We start from the raw sequence: 20171 nt of genomic DNA on the forward strand, positions 1-20171 counted from the left end.
CGCCATCACCCGGTTGAGGGGCGCCAGCCTGCCACGGCAACGGTTACAACGGCGTCTTCCCGTGACCGCTGCGCTATCCTGCAACGGTAGATGGCCTTCGTGCTCCACCCAGGACGTACTGCATGCCCGCATCGACCCCGCCTTCTCCGCCGCCTGCCGGTACTGCGTTGCGCACCCTGCAGCGCTGGCGTGAAACGGGACAGGACAAACGGGTCGACCTCATCGCCGAGGAAGTACCGGTGGCGATGCGCTACAACGGCGCGGCCTTCGCGGTGATGATGGCCACGCCCTGTGATCTGGAGGACTTCGCGATGGGCTTCTCGCTCAGCGAGGGCCTGGTCGCGCGCCCGGAGCAGCTGCTGGCCATCGAGGTGCAGGTGCAACTGGAAGGCATCGAACTGAAGATGACCGTTGCCGCCGACGCGCCCGGTGCGGCGCTGGACCCAGCTGACGGTCGCCTGCTGCCGGGCCGGGGCGGGTGCGGCCTGTGCGGCTCGCGGCAGCTGGAGGACGTGCTGCGACCGCTGCCGCCGGTGGGTGATCGCCGCCCGTACTCACCCATCGCGCTGCAACGCGCCCTGGCCGGCCTGGCCCAGCACCAGCCGATGAACGCCGTCAGTGGTTCCACACACGCCGCTGCCTGGGCCGATGCCGGTGGCCGCATCGGCTGGGTACGCGAGGATGTCGGCCGCCACAACGCGTTGGACAAGCTGATCGGCGCGTTGCACCACAACGGACACAGCAGCGAAGGCGGCCTGCTGGTCATTTCCAGCCGCGCCAGCTACGAGATGGTCAGCAAGGCGGCGCGCGCCGGTGCCAGCGTGCTGGCGGCAGTCTCGGCGCCCACGGCGCTGGCCATCGACCTGGCCCGCAACGCCGGCCTGTGCCTGGTGGGGTTCGCCCGCGATGGCGGGTTCAATGTGTACGCCCAGCCCGAGCGGTTGCACGCCGGGTAGAGCCGACTGGGTAGAGTCGACTGTCAGTCGACTGCTGTTCCACGGACCGCCCGAAAACCCCGCGCTTCGCGCGATAGTCGACTGACAGTCGACTCTACCCGTCGGTCTTGCCTGGTTGCCCGCAGGCCTCAGCGCAGCGCGATCTTCGGGAAGTCCACCGGCACGTCGAACGCCACGTTGACGTAGTTGGTGAACAGGTTGAGCGCGACGTGGGCGAGGATCTCGACGATCAGCTCATCGTCGAAGCCGGCGTCGCGCAGCGCCTGCACGTCTGCGTCGCCGATCTGCGCGCGGTTCTCCACCACCTTCAGGGCGAAGGCCAGTGCAGCGGCGGTGGCCGGGTCGCTGGACTGACCGACCTGGGCGGCAGCCATCTGCTCGCTGCTGGCGCCGGCCTTGCGGCCCAGTGCGGTGTGCGCGGCCAGGCAGTACTCGCAGGCATTGCGGTTGGCGATGGCGACGGCGATCTGCTCACCCAGCAGCGGCGAGACGCGGCCGCCACCAAGGGCACCGAACGAGCCCCACATGCTGGCCAGGGCGGCTGGCGAGTTGGCCACGGCGCGGAACATGGCCGGGGTGGCGCCGAAGGCGGCGTGGACCTGGCCCAGCAGGGCCTGGCGGTCAGGAGTGGTGTTGGCAGCGTCGATCAGGGCGATACGGGACATGGCGGTTTCCTTCGGTAACGCGTCCGGGATTGGACGATGGGGTCATCGTAGGTAGACTCACAGGACGAATCAGCCACATTTGTCCGCATCGGTTATCCATTCGTCCATGGACGCTCCCCCCGACCGCCTGTCCGCCCTGCTCGAGCGCTTCCGCGTGCAGGCCGCGCTGTTCCACTCCGGCCCCCTGTGCGGGCGCCATGAGTTCGCCCCGCAGCCGGGCCGCGCGTTCCTGCACATCCTGCGCAAGGGTGAGATGGAAGTGCGCCATGCCGAGGCGGGCCTGCCCTCGCGCCTGCGGATCGACCAGCCCAGCCTGCTGCTGTACCCGCAGCCGCTGCAGCACACCTTCCTCAACGCACCGCTGGATGGCCCGGATTTCACCTGTGCCACGCTGGATTTCGATGGGGGCGCGCGCAACCCGGTGGTGCAGTCGCTGCCGCCGGTGATGGTGGTGCCGCTGGCCGACATCGGCGAGCTGGATGGCACCCTGCAGCTGCTGTTCGGCGAGGCCGACCGCCAGCGCTGCGGCTCAAGGCTGCTGACCAACCGGCTGTTCGAAGTGGCACTGATCCAGGTGCTGCGCTGGGTGGTCGACCACCCGGATGCGGCTGGGGTCAGCCATGGCCTGATGCGCGGCTTGTCCGATGCACGCCTGGCCCGCACCCTGGTCGCGCTGCACCAGGCACCTCAGGAGGAATGGACGCTGCCGCGGATGGCGGCGATCGCCGGGCTCTTGCGTAGCGCGTTCGCGGCGGTGTTCAAGGAAGTGATGCAGACCACCCCGGCCAGCTATCTGCTGGACTGGCGGCTGAGCCTGGCCTGCGCGCAGCTGCGAGCGGGCGCGCCGGTGAAGCAGGTTGCGGTGGAGGTCGGTTTTGCCGATACCGCGTCGCTGTCGAAGGCGTTCCGCAAGCGGATGGGGGTATCGCCCCGGGCGTGGCTGGCGCAGGCCGCGCCCTTGTAGAGTCGAGCTTGCTCGACTGCTTCTGCAAACGGCAGCCGAGCATGGCTCGGCTCTACAAGAGCCAGTCGAGCAAGCTCGACTCTACGAAGGCGCTAGGGCTTGCCTGCCGACAACAATCCGGCAATCCGCTCGGTCACCTGCGCGCGTACTTCGGGATCCAGCTGACCCTCGTACATCGCCTCGTAGATCCACAACCCATCGGCGGCCAGCCGTGCCACGAAATCATCCAGCGCGGCCGGGTCGGCCACGGCCCTGGCCGGCGGTGACGGCGCCCAGCGCTTCATCACCGGGCCCCACGGGCGCTCGCCCGCTTCCGGGTCCATCGATTCGAGCATGAACATCAACTCGGCACGGGTCGCGCTCTGTGCCGACACCCGCACGAAGGTCCGGTAGCGCTCCAGCGTCGTCGCCTCCTCGGCGCGCTTGCCGAGCAGCGCTTCCATCGACGCCTCCCAGGCCTTCACCAGGTGTTCGTCGATGCCGCGCAGCAGCGCCTCACGCGACGGGAAGTGGTACAGCAGGCCACCGCGGGTCAGCTGCGCCTCGGCCGCCACCGATTCAAAGGTGACGGCACCGAGGCCGTCACGGTTGATGACGCTCACGGCGGCGTCGAGGATGCGGTCGCGCTTGCTGGTTCTCATTGCCGTTACTTTACGCGATCACCTGCACCGTCGCGGCCACCCACGCGCCCGCGCAGCACGCGCGCGAGAAACGCTGCACCCGCCGCCAGCACCGCCATGATGACCAGCAGCACGATCTGGTAGCCGCGGTCGTAGGCGGCCACCGCCTGTGCGAACCACGCACCCTGCCCGCCTTCGCGCGCCACGTGCAGTGCCTGGCTGAACCCTTCGCGCGCCGCGGCCGGCATGTCCGCCGCATCGGGCAGGAAGGCGCCGTACATCGCTGCACCGAGGCTGCCCAGGAGCGCAACTGCCAGCAGGCCACCGAATTCGTAGGACACCTCTTCCACCGACGAGGCCATGCCCGCACGGTGCGCCGGCACGTTGTTGAGGATGGCGGTGGACGCGACCGAGATCGCCGCGCCCATGCCGACGCCGGTCAGCGCCATGCCCGCCACCACCCAGCCCAGGCCATGCGGGAAACCGAACGCGACCACGGCCACGCCCACCGCGCCGGTGGTCAGGCCACCACAGATCAGCGGGCGCAGGCCGACCCGGTGCAGGATGCTGCCACCCAGCAGTGCACTCGGCAGGCTGCCCAGCGCCGCCACCGAGACCAGCAGGCCGGCCTGCAGCGGACTGAAGCCGGCGACCAGCTGGAAGCGCTGGGTGGTGACCAGCTGCAGGCCGGCCAGCGCGAACAGGGTGAACACCGCCGACAGCGTGCCGGCGAGGAAGGCGGGATTGCGGAAGATCGCGAAGTCCAGCAGCGGGTACGGCAGGCGCTGCTGGCGGCGCGCGAAGGCCACCGCGCTGACCAGCGCCAGCAGCAGCGCGCCGGCACCCAGTGCATAAGAAGGCGGCGTGGCGATCAGCGACTTGATCGCCAGCACCAGGCCGGACAGTGCCGCCAGCGCCAGCAGCGAGGACAGCAGATCCCACGGGCGCGAAGTATCGCGCTGGCCTTCGGGGGCCAGCAGCAACGTTGCAATGAACGCCACCAGCACCACGGGCACGTTGACCAGGAACACCGAACCCCACCAGAAGTGCTGCAGCAGCAGGCCACCGATGATCGGGCCGAGCGCCGCACCGACGATCGCCACCGAGCCCCAGATCGCGATGGCGATGTTGCGCTCACGCTCCTCGTGGAAGCTCAGGCCGATGAGTGCCAGGGTGGCCGGCATCATCGCCGCCGCGCCTACCGCCAGGAAGGCACGCGCGCCGATCAGCTGGGCAGGTGTGGCCGAGAATGCGGCTGCCAGCGAGGCGATGCCGAACACCACCAGCCCGATCAGGAACATGCGGCGATGGCCCAGCCGGTCGCCCAGGGTGCCGGCGCCGAGCAGCAGGCCGGCCATCACCAGCGGGTAAGCGTTGATGATCCACAGCGCCTGCCCGGCGCTGGCCGACAGTTCCTCGGTGAGGGTGGGCAACGCGGTGTACAGCACGGAGTTGTCCAGCGTGACCAGCAGCAGGCCGGCGGCGACGGTGAAGAGCAGCGCCCAGCGACGGGCACGGGACAGGGCCGGAGCACCGGCCAGGGGCTGGGAAAGCGCCATGGAACACACCAGGAGCGGGATTGGATGATCATAACTATACAGGATGTACTGTATAGTTATGAGAACGGGCGCTGGCACGGTTCAGGTTTCGCGTTTGTAGAGTCGAGCTTGCTCGACTGCTCAGGCGCAGCCGCGCATGGCTCGACTCTACAAAAGGCAGACAGCGGTTACCGGCAGCCTTCCGGTAGCGCGGCGATGGCCTCGACGACCGCCCCCTGCATGCCCTGCCCCACGGCCATGTCCAGCTCGCCGCCGGTACTGCCGTGCTGGCGTTGCAGCTCGCTCTCGCAGGCACCCCGCACGCGCCTGCGCGCGTTGGACCGCAGCATGCTGCAGCGCCAGTCCCCCGGGCCCAGCGGCAGCACCGAATAGACCACGCTGTTGCAGGCATTGCCTGCACGCTCGACCAGGCTGCGGCCGCCGAAGTCGCGCGGCACGCTGCTGTGCGCCGGGTCGTAATAGCTGTCGGGGAAGCTGCGCGCGTACTCCTCGACGTCCACCTGAAGCGGCATCGCGCCAGAGGCGGGCAACTGGAGCGGTGCACCGCAGTCCGTGCTGTCGGCGCGGTGCTGGATGAACTGGTAGATCGGCCGATCAAGCCGACGGTCCTGCGCGGTCACCGCACTGACCGCACCGAGCACCGGCAGCGCGGCGCGATTGGCCATGCGTGCCAGCACACCGGCCTCGGCCGGCACGCAGCGATCACGCACGGTGGCCGCCAGCAGGAACACCACGTCATCACGGAACGCCCGATCCTCGCGCAGGTGCCGCTCGATGTCGGCCTGTAGCGCGGGCACCGGTGCGGGGAACGCGACGGACGGCGGGCGACCCTGCAATGCCCACCGCTGCCACACCAGCAGCGCGGCACCGGCCAGCAACAGCACCGCACCGATCCCCAGCCAGTGCGCGCGCCGCATCAGCTGCCGATCGCCGTCAGCGTGGCCGCGTCCGCATCGTAGGACGCGCTGGCGATGTCGGCCTCGAAGCGCTTGATCCGCAGGTGCCCCGACAGCCGATAGGCATCCCACAGATTGCCGAGTGCAATCGGCTTGGCCAGGGTCACGTGGATGATCTGGTTCGGTGGCGGTGGCGGCACGTGGATGCAGGCGCCGTAGAACGGCACGAACAGCAGTTCGTTCACTGCACCGGCATCATCCATGCCCAACGGCACCACGTAGCCGTCCAGGTCGACCTCGCGACCGTCCACGTCTTCGACGACGGCAGCGGAGCCGAACTGCTGCGCGCGGTCGGGGCTGGAGTGGTCGATGGCCGCGCCCGGCGGCGTGCCCGAACCCGTGTCATCGATCAGCCCACCGACGCCGGCCATCGCGCCCATGCCGCCGCTGCGGTCGATGCCGATCTGCGGCGGCGGACGCAGGAACGCATCGTCCTCCGGCATCAACGCATTCCAGGCCGTGATCGCGCCCTCCGCAGGCGCGGCCTTGGCAGCCGTGCTCACGGCATCGGATGTCGCCGTGGCGGCTGCAGGTTCGGCCGCCGCGTCGGGCACATCGCCACCGGGCCGGCTGCAACCGGCCAACACCATCAGCACCAGGACACAGGCGTTACGGTTCATAGGGCCTCAACTCGGGGTCTGCCATGGTGTAGGCCGAACCGGCCAGGTCGTCGTCCACGCGCTCGGCGCGCAGCGTGCCGGCGAGGAAGAACGGCGAGTACATGTCCGGCATGTCGATCGGCCGCGACAACCGCACGTGCACGATCTGGTTCGGGGGTGGCGGCGGCACGTGGATGCAGGCGCCGTAGTACGGCACGAACAGGAACTCGGTAAGCCGGCCATCGCTGGCATTGGCCAGCGGCACCACGTAACCGGGCAGACGCACGGCGCGGTCCAGCACCGTATCCACCGTGCGGAAGGTGCCGAACTGGGCCATGCGCCGGTTGCCGTTGTGCTTCACTTCCGGCCCGTCGCCACGTTCCAGCGCGGCCAGCTCATCGGCCGGCATCATCTGCAGCCAGTCCAGCTCCTGCTCGGCGGCCGCTTGGGTTGTCGCACCGTCCTGCACAGGCGATGGCGGCAGGGCCTGCACCCCGGTATCCACCGGACGTTCGCAGCCGGCCAGCAGCAGGATCACAGCAAGGGAAAGCCACGTGCGCATCGCTCAGGCTCCTGCCGACAGGCCGTCGGCCAGGGTGCGCCGATAGGCCAGCAAGGCCGGCACCAGGCCGGCCACGGCACTCAGCACCAGCACCCCGCCTACCCACGCCAGCTCGCGCAGGTCCGGCCAGACATGAGTGATCGACAGACCAAAGTTCGCCAGCGCCCAGCCACGTCCTGCCAGACTCGCGGCCACCAGCACGGCCAAGGCCAGAACGCAGGCCATGCCGCTGGTCGCCACCGCTTCCAGCACCAGCAGGCTGGCGATGTAGCGTGGCCTCGCACCCGTGGCGCGCAGCACCGCCATCTCGCGACGGCGCTCCTGCAGGGTCGACACCAGCAGCGCCACCAGCGAGACCAGGCCCAGCAGCACGACCATCGCACTGATCAGCTGCAGCGCCCGCTCGGCCGTGCCCAGTGACTGCCACAGCTGCTGCAGGGTCACGCCGGGCAGGATCGCCAGCAGTGCCTCGTCGGGGTAGTCATTGATCGCGCGCTGCACCGAGAACGTCGCGATGCGCGAGTTCAGGCCGAGCATGAGGGCGGTGATGCTGGTCGGAGTCAGGTCCAGGTGCCGCGCCTCCTCGGCGCTGACCTTGTGCCCGCGCAGCTGCACGCCCGAACGCCAATCCACATGGATGGCCTCGATCGCAGGCAACGACACCAGCACCGACGAATCCACCGGCGTGCCGGTCCGCTGCAGCACGCCGCTGATGCGGAATGGCTTGTCGGCATGCTTGGCCAGGGTCACTGCAGCGGTGCCATGGGCGAGCACCATCTCATCGCCCACCTGCACGCCCTGCGCGCGGGCGACATCGGCGCCAACCACCGCGTCGTACAGATCATCGAAGGGCTTGCCCCCGGCGAAGGCCAACGTGTGCCCCGCACCGTAGCGGTAATGCTCGAAATAGCCACCGGTGGTGCCGATCACCCGGTAGCCGCGCCAGGAATCACCCAACGACAGCGGCACCGCCCACTTCACCTGCGGCAGTGTCGACAGTTGCTGGTAGGACTGCCAGGACACGTTGTTGGTCGGGTCGCCGATATGGAACACCGAGTACAGCAGCAGGTTCACCGGCCCCGAGCGCGCGCCGACGATCAGATCGGTGCCCGAAACGGTGCTGGCGAAACCCTCATGCGCCTGCACGCGCATGCGCTCCACGCCCAGCAGCAGGGTCACGCTGAGGGTGATGACCAGGACGGTCAAGGACACGCTCAGCGCACGGCTGCGCAGGCTGGCCCAGGCAAGTTCAAACATGGGCGGCTCCGGCGTGGTTGATGTCCTGCAGCTGCACGACGCGGTCGAACAGCGGTTGCAGGCTGTCGTCATGGCTGACCACCACCGCGGTGGTACCGGCCGCGGCACATTGCGCGGCCATCAGCTGCAGGAAGGCGGTGGCCGCTTCGCGGTCCAGTGCCGAGGTCGGCTCATCGGCGAGCAGCACGGCCGGGCGACCGATCAACGCGCGCGCTGCCGCCACGCGCTGCTGCTGGCCGACACTGAGGGTGCCGGCCCGGCGCTGCAGCAGGTCCGGGTCCAGGTGCAGGGCCTGCAGCAGGCGGAGGATTTCCTCATCCAGCGGCCGACCGACCCGAGCGCTGCGCGCGGGCGCGAAGCGCAGGCCCAGCGCGATGTTGTCGCGCACGCTGAGGAAGGGCAGCAGGTTGAACTGCTGGAAGATCACGCCGAGATGATCGGCGCGGAAGCGGTCGCGCGCCGCCGGCTTCAGTGTGTGCACGGCCGTGCCGGCCACGCTCACCTCGCCCTGTTCGGGGCGCAGCACACCGGCCAGCAGGCCCAGCAGGGTGCTCTTGCCCGAACCGCTGGCGCCGCGCAGCAGCACGCTGCTGCCGGCGGCGATGCGCAGCTGCGGAATATCCAGCACGGTGCGTCCGCCATAGCTGAAACGCACCTGCTCCAGCGCGATCACCGCGGCGGTGTTCATGGGGCCAGCACCACGCGCAGGTTGTCGGCGGTCAGCACGGTGCGGCTCTGGCCGGCCGCCGTCGCGCTGTTGACGATGACCTCGTGCAGGTTCGGGAAGACCTTCGGCAAGGCCAGCACCAGCACGCGCAGCGCGGCCGGGTTGGCGCACTGGTAGCGCAGTTCGGCGTTGAAGCCGGCATGCGTGTGTTTGGCCGGCGTAGTGGCAGTGGCGGCCGCGGCGGCGGCAAAGCCCTCGGCGCGCGCGTCACGTTTCAGCGGCGTGCACTGCGCTGCGGTGGGCAGGGTCAACCAGTCGCCGCGCTTGAGCGTGGCCAGTGCCGCGTCCAGCGCCGCCTGTTCGGTGGCATTGGCTGGCGGCCGTTCGAAATCGAGGATGCCGATGCCCGGCGCCTGCAGGGCCAGTTCAAGGGTGCCCTGGTCCACGGCCAGGTCGACCGTGGCCTGGCCATGCACGTGGGCACCGAGCTGGCGCACGTCGTGTGCGTGCACGGCAGGGGCGGCAAACAACAGGAACAGCAAAACGGAACGCTTCATGGGGGACTCCATCATTGTTACTATGTAACATTATGGACCACATCCCCACGCCGCCCGCAAGGGCAATGCCCCAGCCGCCAGCTTCGGCACGCTGGCACCCCCGTCTCGACCTGGCCGGCGCCTGGCTGTCCCTGGCCTGCGCCGCGCACTGCATCACCCTGCCCCTGCTGCTGGCCTTCGTGCCGGCGGCGATGATGGCCCTGCGCTCGTTCCAGCACCCGGCCCACGGCGCGATGACCGCGCTGCTGGTGATGTCGCGCTGGGAATGGGTGTTTGCCGTGGTCGCCTCCACCGTGGCCATGGCCAGCACCGTGTCGGGCTGGCGTCGCCACCAGCAGTGGCGGCCGCTGCGGCTGGCGGCCTGCGGCGCGGTCGCGCTGCTGGCGTCGTCGCTGTACATGCCGTTGAAGGAATCACTGGTCTGGCACGGCGTGGCGACCGCCTGTGGCGGCGTGTTGCTGGCCACCGCCCACATCCTCAACCGGCGGGCATTGCACCGGTAGTCGTCCACCTTGGTGGACGTTCCCAACGTGCCAACCAAGGTTGGCATCTACCCGGCGTCGGGGGCCAACCCCTGCGCGTCGCGTTCGCGCAGCAGGTCGGCGAACGCCTTCAACGCGGGCGGCAGATGGCGGTGGCCGGGGAAATACAGGTACAGCCCCGGGAACGGCGGGCACCACGCATCAAGCACCGGCACCAGCGCGCCGCTGTCGAGGTCTTCGCGGATATGCCATTCGGACAGGAACGCCAGGCCGACACCGGCCAGCGCTGCCGCGCGCGCCGCCTGCAGTTCGCCCACCACCAGCCGCGGCGGCGGATCGACCTGCAGCACCTGGCCGCGATGCTCCAGCTCCCAGCGGTACAGGCCGCCATGCGAGAGCCGCATGCGGATCGCCCCGTGCCCGGCCAGCGCATCGGGCGTGGCCGGCGTACCGTGCTCGGCCAGATAGGCCGGCGAGCCGACCACGCGCATCCGCTGCTGCCGGTACAGCGGCAGTGCCACCATGTCCTGCGGCAGCTGCTCATGCAGGCGCACGCCGGCATCGAAACCATCGGCAACGATGTCCACCAGGCGCGCCTCGGCAGACAGTTCCAGCCGCACCTGCGGATAGCGCTGCACGAAGGCCGCCACCAGCCCGGACAGCATGCGCGTGCTTTCCGGCGGCACGCTGATGCGCAGCGTGCCACTGGGGTGCTCCGCATCGCCATGCAGCTCCTCCGCCGCGGCCTGGATCTCGGCCACGGCCGGGCCGATCCGCGCGACGTAACGGGCGCCGGCCTCGGTCAGGGCCACGCTGCGTGTGGTGCGGTGGAACAGCCGTGCCTGCAGCCGTGCCTCCAGGCTGGCCACCGCATGGCTCAGTGCCGAGGTCGACATGCCCAGCTCGCGTGCGGCCGCACGGAAACTGCCACGCCGGGCCACGGCGAGGACCGCATCGAGTTCAACCAGACCGGAACGGTGCACGGCATGCCTCCAATAGTCCCGAATACCGGGACACCCCATCCACGATAGACCGGATTCTCTGAACGGTCGAGCCGGGCCAGACTTTGCCCACACCTTCCCGCTCCGCAAGGAACCACTCATGCAACGCATCGAACAGCACTACATCAACGGCGCCTTCGTGGCCTCGCACGGCCAGGACACGGCTGACCTGCACAACCCCGCCACCGAGGAAGTCATCGGCACGGTCCGCCTTGGTGACGCCGTGGACGCCGAACGCGCGATCGCCGCCGCCAAGGTCGCCCTCCCCGCGCAGGCCGCCCGCAGCGTGGCCGAGCGCCTGGCCATGCTCGGCCGCTTCCGCGATGCAATGGCCGAGCGCAGGGATGCCCTGCATGCCGCGGTGCTGGCCGAGTACGGTGCGCCCGCGGCGCGTTCGCGCTGGATGGTCGAACACCCGGTGCAGGTCATCGACGATGCGATGCGCGTACTGGCCGACTTCCCGTTCCAGCGCAGCGTCGGCCAGGCGCAGGTGCATCTGCTGCCGGTGGGCGTGGCCGGACTGGTCACGCCCTGGAACAGCAATGCGTCCTTCATCTGCGGCAAGCTGGCCACCGCCCTCGCCGCCGGATGCACGGCGGTGGTGAAGCCCAGCGAGATGTCCGCGCTGCAGACCCAGGTGGTGATGGAGGCCCTGCATGCGGCGCAGCTGCCGGCCGGCGTGGCCAACATCGTCAACGGGCTGGGCCAGGAGGTGGGCGCGGCGCTCAGTGCATCGCCGGATGTCGCGAAGATTTCTTTCACCGGCTCGACCGCCACCGGCCGCGCGATACTGCGTGCGGGGGCGGAGACCTTCAAGCGTGTCACCCTGGAACTGGGCGGCAAGTCGCCCACGCTGATCCTCGCCGATGCCGATGCACAGACGGCGGCGACGCTGGCCGTGCAGGCCGGCTTCATCAACAGCGGCCAGGCCTGCGTCGCCGGCACCCGCATCCTGGTGCCGGAATCACGCCGAGCGGAGTTCGAGAACGCGCTTGCAGCGGCGGTACGGGCCGTGCGCAGCGGCGACCCGAATGATGCCGCGACCACGGTCGGGCCGATGGTCAGCGAACGGCAGTGGCAGCGCGTACAGGGCTATATCCGCGCCGGCCTCGAGGAAGGCGCGCGGCTGCTGGCCGGCGGTGAAGGTCGCCCCGAGGGTCTGTCGCGCGGCTGGTACGTGCGCCCCACCCTGTTCACCGGCGTGCGCAACGACATGACGATTGCCCGTGAGGAGATCTTCGGGCCGGTGCTGTGCGTGATCGCCTACCGCGATGAAGCCGAGGCGGTGGCGATCGCCAATGACACGCCGTATGGCTTGAGTGCGCTGGTGATCGGCGCGGATGAAGCACATGCGACGGCGGTGGCGCGGCAGATCCAGTCCGGCCGCGTGCTGGTGAACACGCTGCGGCACGAGCCGCTGGCCCCGTTCGGCGGCATGAAGCAGTCGGGTATTGGCCGCGAGAGCGGCGCATGGGGCATGGAAGCATTCCTGGAAGCGCAGACCTTGGTGGTGGGGTGATGGCCGTCCACCGGTAGCGCCGGGCCATGCCCGGCGGATTTGGCGAGTGCCAACCAAGGTTGGCACCTACCGGTTCGCGGCGCGGCGGCTGTGCACCCAGTAATACAGCGTCGGCAGCACCAACAGGGTCAGCAGCATCGCCGACAGCAGGCCGCCGATCACCACCACCGCCAGCGGCTTCTGCGTCTCGGCGCCAATCGCGTGCGAGGTGGCCATCGGCAGCAACCCGAACATCGCCAGCAACGCCGTCATCAGCACGGTGCGCAGGCGCTGCAGCGAGCCCTGCACCACCGACTGCAGCAGGTCCATGCCCTGCTCGCGCAGCTGCGCAAACCGGCTGAGCATGACGACGCCGTTCAATACCGCCTGCCCGAACAACGCGATGAAGCCGATCGCCGCCGACACCGACAACGGAATGCCGGTCAACCACAGGGCGAGGATGCCGCCGATCATCGCCAGCGGCACGTTGGCCAGGATCAGCGCCGCACTGCTGATGTCCTTGAAGGCATCAAACAGCAGCACGAAGATGATCAGCACCGACAGCGGAATCACCCAGCCCAGCCGCTTCATCGCACGCTGCTGGTTCTCGAACTCACCCGACCACTCCAGGCGGTAGCCCTCGGGCAGCTTCACGCTGGCATCCACCCGCGCACGCATGTCGGCCACCACGCTGCCCATGTCACGGCCGGCGATGAAGATGCTCACCGCCTTCACCCGCTGCGCGTTCTCGCGCGAGATGTTGATCGCACCGCTGGCCATCTGGAAATCGGCCACGTCGGACAGGGTCACGGTATGCCCGTCGCCGATGCCCACCGGCACCATGCGCAGGCGCTGCAGGTCACGGTCGGCATCGTCCAGGCGCAGGGTGATCGGGAACTTGCGGTCGCCCTCCCACAGCTCGCCCACTTCGCGGCCGCCCAGTGCGGTCTCGATCACCTCATCGATGTCACGCACGTTCAGGCCATAGCGCGCGGCACGATCACGATCGATCTGCACCTGCAGCTGCGGCAGCGAGCCATCGCGGTCGATGAAGGCGCTCTCCACGCCGTCCACGCCGCGCACCTGGCCGAGAATGGCCTGGGCTTCCCGGTTAAGCACCTCCAGGTCGGCACCGCTGACCTTGATGACCACCTGGCCCTTGATCTGCGAGATGCTCTCCAGGATGTTGTCGCGCACCGGCTGCGAGATCGAGAACTCGGGGCCGGGTATGCGCTGTTCCAAGGTGCGCTGCAGGTCAGCGATCAGCTGCCGCTTGTCCACGCCCTTCGGCCATTCCTTCTCCGGCTTCAACGCCACCAGTGCCTCGATCTGGTTCGCGCCCTTGGCGTCGGAGCCATCTTCGGGGCGGCCCAGCTTGGCCACCACCGTGGACACCTGCGGATAGGTGTTCACCAGTTCGCGGATGCGCCGCGACTGCTGCTGCGCCTCGGCCAGGCTGGTACTGGGGTCGAGCGTGGCCGTCAGCCAGATCGAGCCTTCATCCAGCTCCGGCAGGAACTCCGAGCCAAGCCGCGTACCCAGTGCCAGGGTGCCGACCAGCAGTGCAACGGCGGTCAGCACCACCGCCCGCGGGCGGGCCAAGGAACGCTCCAGCAGCGGCTGGTACCAGCCAGTCAGGCGGTCCATCAGCGGGTTCTCACCGCGCATGCGGTCACGCCGCAGCCACCAGTAGCAGAACAGCGGCACCACGGTCAGCGCCAGGATCAGCGCGCCGATCAGCGCCGAGGTCACCGAATAGGCCATCGGCGCGAACATCCGGCCTTCCTGGCGCTGCAGGGTGAAGATCGGAATATGTGCGGCGATGATGATCAGCATCGAGAAGAACGTCGGCCGCCCGACCTCCGAGGCTGCGGACAGCACGGTGGAGAACCGTGTCTTGCGGTCTGCCGTGGGCGGCAGCGCCGACAAGCGCGAGACGATGTGCTCGGTGACGATCACCGCACCGTCGATGATGATGCCGAAGTCCATCGCCCCCAGCGACAGCAGATTGGCAGGCACGCCCCACAGGTGCAGGCCCAGGAAGGTCGACAGCAGGGCCAGCGGCATCATCGCCGCCACGATCAGCGCAGCGCGGGCGTTGTAGAGGAACAGCCACAGCACCAGGAACACCAGCACCGCGCCTTCCAGCAGATTGCGGAACACCGTCTTCAGCGTGGTCGAGACCAGCCAGGAGCGGTCGTAGAACGGCTCGATGCTGACGCCTGCCGGCAGCTGGTTGGCTTCGATCTCGGCCACGCGCGCATGCAGGGCGTCGAGCACATCGGACGGATTCTCGCCCTTGCGCATCAGCACCATGCCGAACACCGCGTCATCGCTGTCGTCCTGGCCGACCAGGCCCTGCCGCGGAAGGCCGGTATCGGCGATGCTGGCCAGGTCGCGCACCAGCACCGGCGTGCCACCCTTCTGCGCGACCACCACGCTGCCGATGTCGGCCGGGGAACGCATCAGGCCGACGCCACGGATCAGGAACTGCTGCTGGCCACGCTCCACGTAGCCGCCACCGGCATTGGAGCTGCCTTTTTCCAAGGCTTCGGAAAACTCACTCAGGCTGATGCCGCGGTCACGCAGCTTGTCCAGGTCCGGCTTGACCTGGAAGGTGCGCGCATAGCCGCCAAAGCTGATCACATCGGCCACGCCCGGCACGGTGCGCAGGCCACGTTCCATCACCCACTCCTGCACGGTGCGCAGTTCGGTGGGACTCATGTGCGGGGCCTTCAGCACGTAGCGGTAGATCTCGCCCACCGCCGAGCTCATCGCTTCCAGCTCGGGGGTCACGCCCTCGGGCAGGTCCACGCCCTGCAGGCGCTCCAACACCTGCTGGCGTGCGAAATAGTCATCGGCCTTGTCGTCGAAGGTCAGGATGATCATCGACAGGCCGAACTGCGTATGCGAGAACACCCGCACCGCGTGCGGAATGCCTGACAGCGCCACTTCCAGCGGCATGGTGACTTCGCGCTCGACCTCCTCGGCGGCGCGGCCAGGGTGCAGCGAGACCACGGTCACCTGGGTGTCGGACACGTCGGGGAAGGCTTCCACCGGCAGTACCCGGAACGCGGCGATGCCGGCGCCGATGAACAGCAGCAGCGCCAGCATCACCATCAGCGGCTGGCGCAGGCAGTAGGCAATCAGGCGATCGATCATGGGGCGGCATGCCCCATCGCAGGAGCGGCCGTTGCGGAGGCTGCCATCGCCGACGCCGGTGCGCTGTCCACCAGCTGCTGCAGCAGCAGGCCGCCCTCGACCACCACGCGGCTGCCGGCCGCCAGCCCTTCGCGCACCCACAGGCGCCCGTCACCCAACTCCTCGGCCTGCACGGCGCGACGCGCGTAGTGGCCCTTGCCTTCGTCCACGAACACCACCTGCTTACCATCGATCAGCAGCACGGCGGCATCCGGCAGCGACACGCCGCCCTGCGCCGGCAGCGCCACCTGGGCGCGCACGTACTGGCCGGCCTTGAAGCTGCGGCCGTGGTTGTCCAGTTCGGCGCGCGCCTGCACCACGCGGCGCTCGCTGTCGACGAAGTCATCCACATGCCGCAGGGTCGCCTGCAGCGTGCTGCCATCGGCAGCCGGCACGCGCACCGTCATGCCCGGCTGCAGGCGCCCGGCCAGGCTCTCGGGAATATCCAGCAACAGCCACAGGCGGTCGGGATCACCGATCACCGCCAGCGGCTGCTCGCCATCGGGGCCCACGTTCATGCCCGGGCTCATCCGCCGTTCCACCAGCACGCCGTCGATGGGCGCGCGCAGCGGCAGGCGCTGGTCCACGCGGTTGCCATTGCCATTGCCATAGGCGGTGGCGAACGCAGCGGCGCGTGCATGGTCGGCCTGGCTGCCGGCGAAATGTGCTTCGGCCTCGTCCAGTTCGCGGCCCGAGGCCACGCCGGCGGCATGCAGTTCGCGGGTGCGCTCCAGCTCACGGCGCGCCTGCTGCAGCTCGGCCCGCCCGCGCACGCCCTCGGCCTGCGCCTGGCCGAACTCCGGCGAAGTGATCCAGGCGATGACCTGCCCGGCCTTGACCTTCTGCCCCGGCTGCGCCTCGATGCGCGAGACCTGGCCCGGCAACGGCGCGCGCAGCGCACTCGTGCGGGTTTCATCCCAGACCACACGGCCCGGCAGCTGCAGCGATGCGCTGGCGCCCTCGCTCACGGCTTCGCTGCGCAGTACGTCCAGCTGGCGGCTGTCGGCCGGGAACTGGATCTGCCCGGCGCTCACCACCGGCGCGCCATCGGAGTACGTCGCCGGTTCACGCCCGCAACCGGACAGCAGGGCCAGCGCGAGCAGCGCAGGCAGCAGTGCGCGGCGCGCACGCGGTTGAGTGGCGGCATGCGGGTTCACAGGGTCTCTCCTTCGGCAACGGACGTGGCGGCGCTCCAGCGCACCAGTGCAATGGCATGGTCGGCACGCGCCTGGATCAGCGCGGCTTCGAACTCGCGCCAGCTGCGGCGCGCATCCAACAGGTCGGTCAGGCTGGCGGCACCGCGGCGATAGGCCAGTTCGATGCCCTGCACGGCCTTGCGTGCACTGTCGGCCTGCAACCCCTCGTAATCCCGGCGGCGCTGCGCGGCGGCTTCGGCACCGGCCTGCAACTGGTCCAGCTCGGCCCATGTCTGGCGCTGCAAAGCATGCAGTTCCAGGGCGGCGGCATCGCGGTCGGCCTCGGCACGCTGGATACCGCCCTGCGCGCGCGACGGTGCCCCCAGGGGAATCGTCACCGACACGCCCCAGGTCACCCCGTTGATGTCGGTCGGCTCGCGCTCGGCCTCCACGCCCCACTGGATGTCGCGGCGGCGCTCGCTGCGTGCCAGTGCAACACCCGCATCAGCCGCGGCCAGGCGCGAACGCGCGGCGCGCAGATCCACCCGCTGCTGCGGATCGGCGGCGCTGCCGGCCGCTTCCCTGCTGGCGTCGGGCCACGCGTCGTCCGCACTGAGAGACGCGCTTTCCTCCCTGCCCAGCAGCAGGGCCAAGGTGTGCTGCGCGTCGCGCAGGTCGAGCGCTGCTTCGCGTGCTGCATCGGCCACCGCGAGGTCATCCACGGCCAGACGGGCCCGGTCCACCGGCGCCATCGCACCGCTGGCGACCTGCCGCTCCGCAGCGGCCATGTGCTCTGCCGAACTGCGCCGGTTGGCCTCGGCGATATCGCGGACGTCCTGCGCCGCCTTCAGTCCGAAATACGCTTCGTGCAGCGCCACCTGCTGCCGGCGGCGCATGTCCAGCTGTTCCAACCCGGCCGCCTCCACCAGCGCGTCCGCCTGGCGCATGCGCAGCGTTCGTTTGCCACCGCGTTCCCAGGTGAAGCCCAGGCCGACCGTGCTGTCGACGCGCTTGTCCTGCCAGCGGCCGCTGCCGACGCCGTGCTTCGGGCTGATCTTGCTGGTGCCCATCGACAGTTCCGGTGCAGGCCGCAATGCAGCGGTCAGCGCATCCCCCTGCGCGCCGCGCAGTTCCAGCGCCGCTGCGCGCAGGTCCGGGTTGTGCGCATCCATGGCACGTTGCGCGTCCTGCAGGCTGATCGCCCACGCCGCAGGTGCACATGCCAATGCGGCCAGCAGGGCCGCCGAACGAGGGAGGAAATTCATGCGCGCCACGGTAAGGTGGCGCACTTGCGCCAAACTTTCCCGAACCTTGCGCGAAGCTTGCAATGCGAATCCTGTTGATCGAAGACGATGCAGCCCTGGCCGATGGCCTGGTGCGCGCCCTGCAGGGCGCCGGCCATCTGTGTGACCACCTCGCGCAGGGCCTGTTGGCGCCCGCGGCGCTCGCTGCGGCGCCCTACGACGTGATGGTGCTGGACCTGTCGCTGCCGGATGTCGACGGCCTGGACCTGCTGTCGCGCCTGCGTGACCAGGGCATCACCCTGCCCGTGCTGATCCTCACCGCACGCGACGGCGTCGAAGACCGCATCCTCGGCCTCGACCGCGGCGGCGATGACTACCTGGCCAAGCCCTTCGCGCTGGGCGAGCTGGAGGCGCGCCTGCGCGCGCTGGCGCGGCGCCGCAGCGATGCACCTGCACAGAAGCGGCTTGGCCGCCTGTGCCTGGACAGCATCCGCCAAGAGGTACAGGTGGACGGCCAGCGCATCGAGCTGACCGCACGCGAGCTGGCCCTGGTCGATGCGCTGATGCAGCAGCCCGGACGTACGGTGACCAAGCAGCGCCTGTTCGATGCGCTGTACAGCTGGGACCACGAGGCCAATCTCTCCGTCATCGAGGTGCATGTCAGCCGCCTGCGGCGCAAGTTCGAACAGGCCGGCGCGGATGTGGGCATCCGCATGCTGCGTGGCCTCGGCTATCGGCTGGAGGCCATCGATGGTTGAGCGCGTGGCGAGCCTGCGCGGGCTGCTGCTGCGGCGCCTGTGGCTGCCGCTGCTGGTGCTGCTGCTGTGCAGTGCGGTGGGCTCGTTCGCACTGGCGCGCTATTTCGCCGGCCAGGTCTATGACCGCTGGCTGCTGGATTCGGCGATGTCCTTGTCCGAGCTGGTGAGAGTGCAGGACGGGCGCGCGGTGATGGACGTGACGCCGGCGATGTCACGCATGTTCACCTGGGACACCGTGGACGAAGTGCACGGCGAAGTGGTCGATGCCGGCGGCGCGCGGCTGTACGGCGATCTGGCTGATGCGCTTCCACGCCCCGCGCAGGCGGCGGACGATGAGCCGGTCTACTACGATGCGCGACTGCGCGGACAGCCGGTGCGCATGGTGGAAGTGCAGGTGCCAACCGCGGACGGGCAGCAGGTGCGCCTGCGCGTGGCCGAGACCCTGCGCAAGCGGCACCGGCTGGAGCGCAAGCTGCTGATGACCAGCGTGCCGTTCCAGGCGGCGATCCTGGCGCTGGCGGCGTGGCTGGCCTGGTCAGGCACCGGCGCGGCAGCGCGGCATGCCAACCAGGTGGCGCGGCGGTTGGCCAGCCCGCGACCAGACCCGCTGGCGCCGCTGGACCCGCAGCAGGAGGCACCGCGTGAGCTGTGGCCTGCGGTGGAGGCCTACAACGCATTGCTGCAGCGGCTGGATGCGATGCAGGCGGCGCAACGGCGCTTCGTCAGCAATGCCGCGCACCAGCTGCGCACGCCGTTGGCGGCCATGCAGGTGGAGCTGGAGAGTTCCCTGCGGCAGCAGGATCCACAGGCGCAACAGCTGGCGCTGTCCGGAACGCTGGCCGGGTTGTCGAGGCTGCAGCACCTGGTCAACCAGCTGTTGCTGCTCAGCCGTTCGGAAGATGCACAGGGCGCTTCGTTGCCGTTGCAGGTACTGGACGTGGCCACGCTGGCGCGCACCGTGGTGGAGCGTTACGCCGACCGCGCGTTGGCTGCCGGGGTGGATCTGGGGTACGAAGGACCGGACGAAGGCGTGCCGGTGCGGGGCGATGCACCGTTGCTGCGAGAGGCGCTGGGCAATCTGCTGGACAACGCGCTCCGCTATGGCGCCGTGCGCGGAATGATCACCCTGAGCGTGCAATGCGATGCGGACGGCGTGCAGGTCTGGGTAGATGATGATGGCGCCGGCATCGACGCGGCCGAGCGTGGCCGCGTCACGGAACGCTTCTACCGCGCCAGCAGCCAGGGCGATGGCTGTGGCCTGGGCCTGGCCATCGTGGCCGAGATCGCGCAGCGGCATGGCGCGACCTTGGACATCGGCAGCGCGCCGATGGGTGGCGCGCGGGTGGGAATGCGGTTCCGCACCCTGTAGAGCCGAGCCCATGCTCGGCTGCTTCTGGCGCGGTGCCTGAGCCGAGCGTGGGCTCGGCTCTACAGGTTCCGCCGCCCGGCGGGGGCCGGGGGGCCCGGTTAGGCGGTGGCAATGAATAAG

Annotated in this window: 19 protein-coding genes; 6 read left to right on the forward strand and 13 right to left on the reverse strand. The window is 69.4% G+C overall.

The genetic code is table 11. The features are described from left to right. Positions 1–122 precede the first annotated feature (122 nt). Complete coding sequence (gene fdhD / locus IAE56_RS09910) at positions 123–956, forward strand: formate dehydrogenase accessory sulfurtransferase FdhD (protein WP_200752414.1); 834 nt, start codon at positions 123–125, stop codon at positions 954–956. Between the two features lie 128 nt (positions 957–1084). On the opposite strand, the gene IAE56_RS09915 is transcribed toward fdhD, so the two are convergent. Further along, positions 1085–1621 (reverse strand): carboxymuconolactone decarboxylase family protein, encoded by a 537-nt coding sequence (locus IAE56_RS09915; protein ID WP_164074263.1) that lies wholly within the window; start codon positions 1619–1621, stop codon positions 1085–1087. Positions 1622–1727: 106 nt separating this feature from the next. On the opposite strand from IAE56_RS09915, the gene IAE56_RS09920 reads away from it, so the two are divergent. Continuing rightward, a complete protein-coding gene (locus IAE56_RS09920; RefSeq protein WP_200752415.1) occupies positions 1728–2585 on the forward strand; it encodes an AraC family transcriptional regulator in 858 nt (285 codons plus the stop codon). A gap of 92 nt (positions 2586–2677) precedes the next feature. Here the strand turns inward: IAE56_RS09920 and IAE56_RS09925 are convergent, their stop codons facing one another. The 8 genes from IAE56_RS09925 to IAE56_RS09960 form a co-directional block, all read right to left on the reverse strand. Further along, a complete protein-coding gene (locus IAE56_RS09925; protein ID WP_200752416.1) occupies positions 2678–3226 on the reverse strand; it encodes a TetR family transcriptional regulator in 549 nt (182 codons plus the stop codon). 5 nt (positions 3227–3231) lie between these two features. Then, complete coding sequence (locus IAE56_RS09930; protein WP_200752417.1) at positions 3232–4764, reverse strand: MFS transporter; 1533 nt, start codon at positions 4762–4764, stop codon at positions 3232–3234. 167 nt (positions 4765–4931) lie between these two features. Further along, positions 4932–5681 carry a hypothetical protein gene (locus IAE56_RS09935; protein ID WP_200752418.1) on the reverse strand — a complete coding sequence of 250 codons (750 nt, stop codon included), beginning with the start codon at positions 5679–5681 and terminating at the stop codon, positions 4932–4934. After that, complete coding sequence (locus IAE56_RS09940) at positions 5681–6340, reverse strand: DUF3299 domain-containing protein (protein WP_200752419.1); 660 nt, start codon at positions 6338–6340, stop codon at positions 5681–5683. The genes IAE56_RS09935 and IAE56_RS09940 overlap by 1 nt, the downstream gene beginning before the upstream one ends. After that, positions 6330–6881, reverse strand: a complete 552-nt coding sequence (locus IAE56_RS09945) for a DUF3299 domain-containing protein (RefSeq protein ID WP_200752420.1) — start codon at positions 6879–6881, stop codon at positions 6330–6332. Before IAE56_RS09945 ends, IAE56_RS09940 begins: the two co-directional genes overlap by 11 nt. A 3-nt stretch (positions 6882–6884) precedes the next feature. Then, positions 6885–8138, reverse strand: coding sequence for an ABC transporter permease (locus IAE56_RS09950; protein ID WP_200752421.1), 1254 nt, complete (start codon positions 8136–8138; stop codon positions 6885–6887). Further along, entirely contained in the window at positions 8131–8826 is a 696-nt protein-coding gene (locus IAE56_RS09955) for an ABC transporter ATP-binding protein (RefSeq protein WP_200752422.1), read from the reverse strand. Before IAE56_RS09955 ends, IAE56_RS09950 begins: the two co-directional genes overlap by 8 nt. Further along, positions 8823–9362: a DUF2796 domain-containing protein gene (locus tag IAE56_RS09960; RefSeq protein ID WP_200752423.1), complete on the reverse strand. Its 540-nt coding sequence runs from the start codon at positions 9360–9362 to the stop codon at positions 8823–8825. The genes IAE56_RS09955 and IAE56_RS09960 overlap by 4 nt, the downstream gene beginning before the upstream one ends. A 32-nt stretch (positions 9363–9394) precedes the next feature. Here IAE56_RS09960 and IAE56_RS09965 point away from each other — a divergent pair, with 32 nt between their 5' ends. After that, entirely contained in the window at positions 9395–9865 is a 471-nt protein-coding gene (locus IAE56_RS09965) for a MerC domain-containing protein (RefSeq protein WP_200752424.1), read from the forward strand. Positions 9866–9912: 47 nt separating this feature from the next. Here IAE56_RS09965 and IAE56_RS09970 read toward each other — a convergent pair whose 3' ends face one another. After that, the gene (locus IAE56_RS09970; protein WP_200752425.1) at positions 9913–10827 is read right to left on the reverse strand and encodes a LysR family transcriptional regulator; all 915 of its coding nucleotides are present in this window, start codon (positions 10825–10827) and stop codon (positions 9913–9915) included. A gap of 118 nt (positions 10828–10945) precedes the next feature. On the opposite strand from IAE56_RS09970, the gene IAE56_RS09975 reads away from it, so the two are divergent. Beyond that, positions 10946–12364: an aldehyde dehydrogenase family protein gene (locus IAE56_RS09975; protein WP_200752426.1), complete on the forward strand. Its 1419-nt coding sequence runs from the start codon at positions 10946–10948 to the stop codon at positions 12362–12364. A 66-nt stretch (positions 12365–12430) separates the two neighbouring features. On the opposite strand, the gene IAE56_RS09980 is transcribed toward IAE56_RS09975, so the two are convergent. Genes IAE56_RS09980 through IAE56_RS09990 form a run of 3 tightly spaced genes read right to left on the reverse strand, consistent with a single transcriptional unit; the run spans position 12431 to position 17945 of the window. Continuing rightward, positions 12431–15505: a CusA/CzcA family heavy metal efflux RND transporter gene (locus IAE56_RS09980; RefSeq protein ID WP_200752427.1), complete on the reverse strand. Its 3075-nt coding sequence runs from the start codon at positions 15503–15505 to the stop codon at positions 12431–12433. Next, positions 15502–16701: an efflux RND transporter periplasmic adaptor subunit gene (locus IAE56_RS09985; protein ID WP_200752428.1), complete on the reverse strand. Its 1200-nt coding sequence runs from the start codon at positions 16699–16701 to the stop codon at positions 15502–15504. Before IAE56_RS09985 ends, IAE56_RS09980 begins: the two co-directional genes overlap by 4 nt. After that, entirely contained in the window at positions 16698–17945 is a 1248-nt protein-coding gene (locus IAE56_RS09990; protein ID WP_200752429.1) for a TolC family protein, read from the reverse strand. Before IAE56_RS09990 ends, IAE56_RS09985 begins: the two co-directional genes overlap by 4 nt. Before the next feature lie 62 nt (positions 17946–18007). Here IAE56_RS09990 and IAE56_RS09995 point away from each other — a divergent pair, with 62 nt between their 5' ends. Both IAE56_RS09995 and IAE56_RS10000 read left to right on the forward strand, forming a co-directional pair. Continuing rightward, positions 18008–18682 (forward strand): response regulator, encoded by a 675-nt coding sequence (locus IAE56_RS09995; RefSeq protein WP_200752430.1) that lies wholly within the window; start codon positions 18008–18010, stop codon positions 18680–18682. Further along, a complete protein-coding gene (locus tag IAE56_RS10000) occupies positions 18675–20051 on the forward strand; it encodes a sensor histidine kinase (protein WP_200752431.1) in 1377 nt (458 codons plus the stop codon). The genes IAE56_RS09995 and IAE56_RS10000 overlap by 8 nt, the downstream gene beginning before the upstream one ends. The last annotated feature ends 120 nt before the right edge of the window (positions 20052–20171 follow it).

The organism is Stenotrophomonas sp. S41 (assembly GCF_016624625.1).
Classification (GTDB): domain Bacteria; phylum Pseudomonadota; class Gammaproteobacteria; order Xanthomonadales; family Xanthomonadaceae; genus Stenotrophomonas.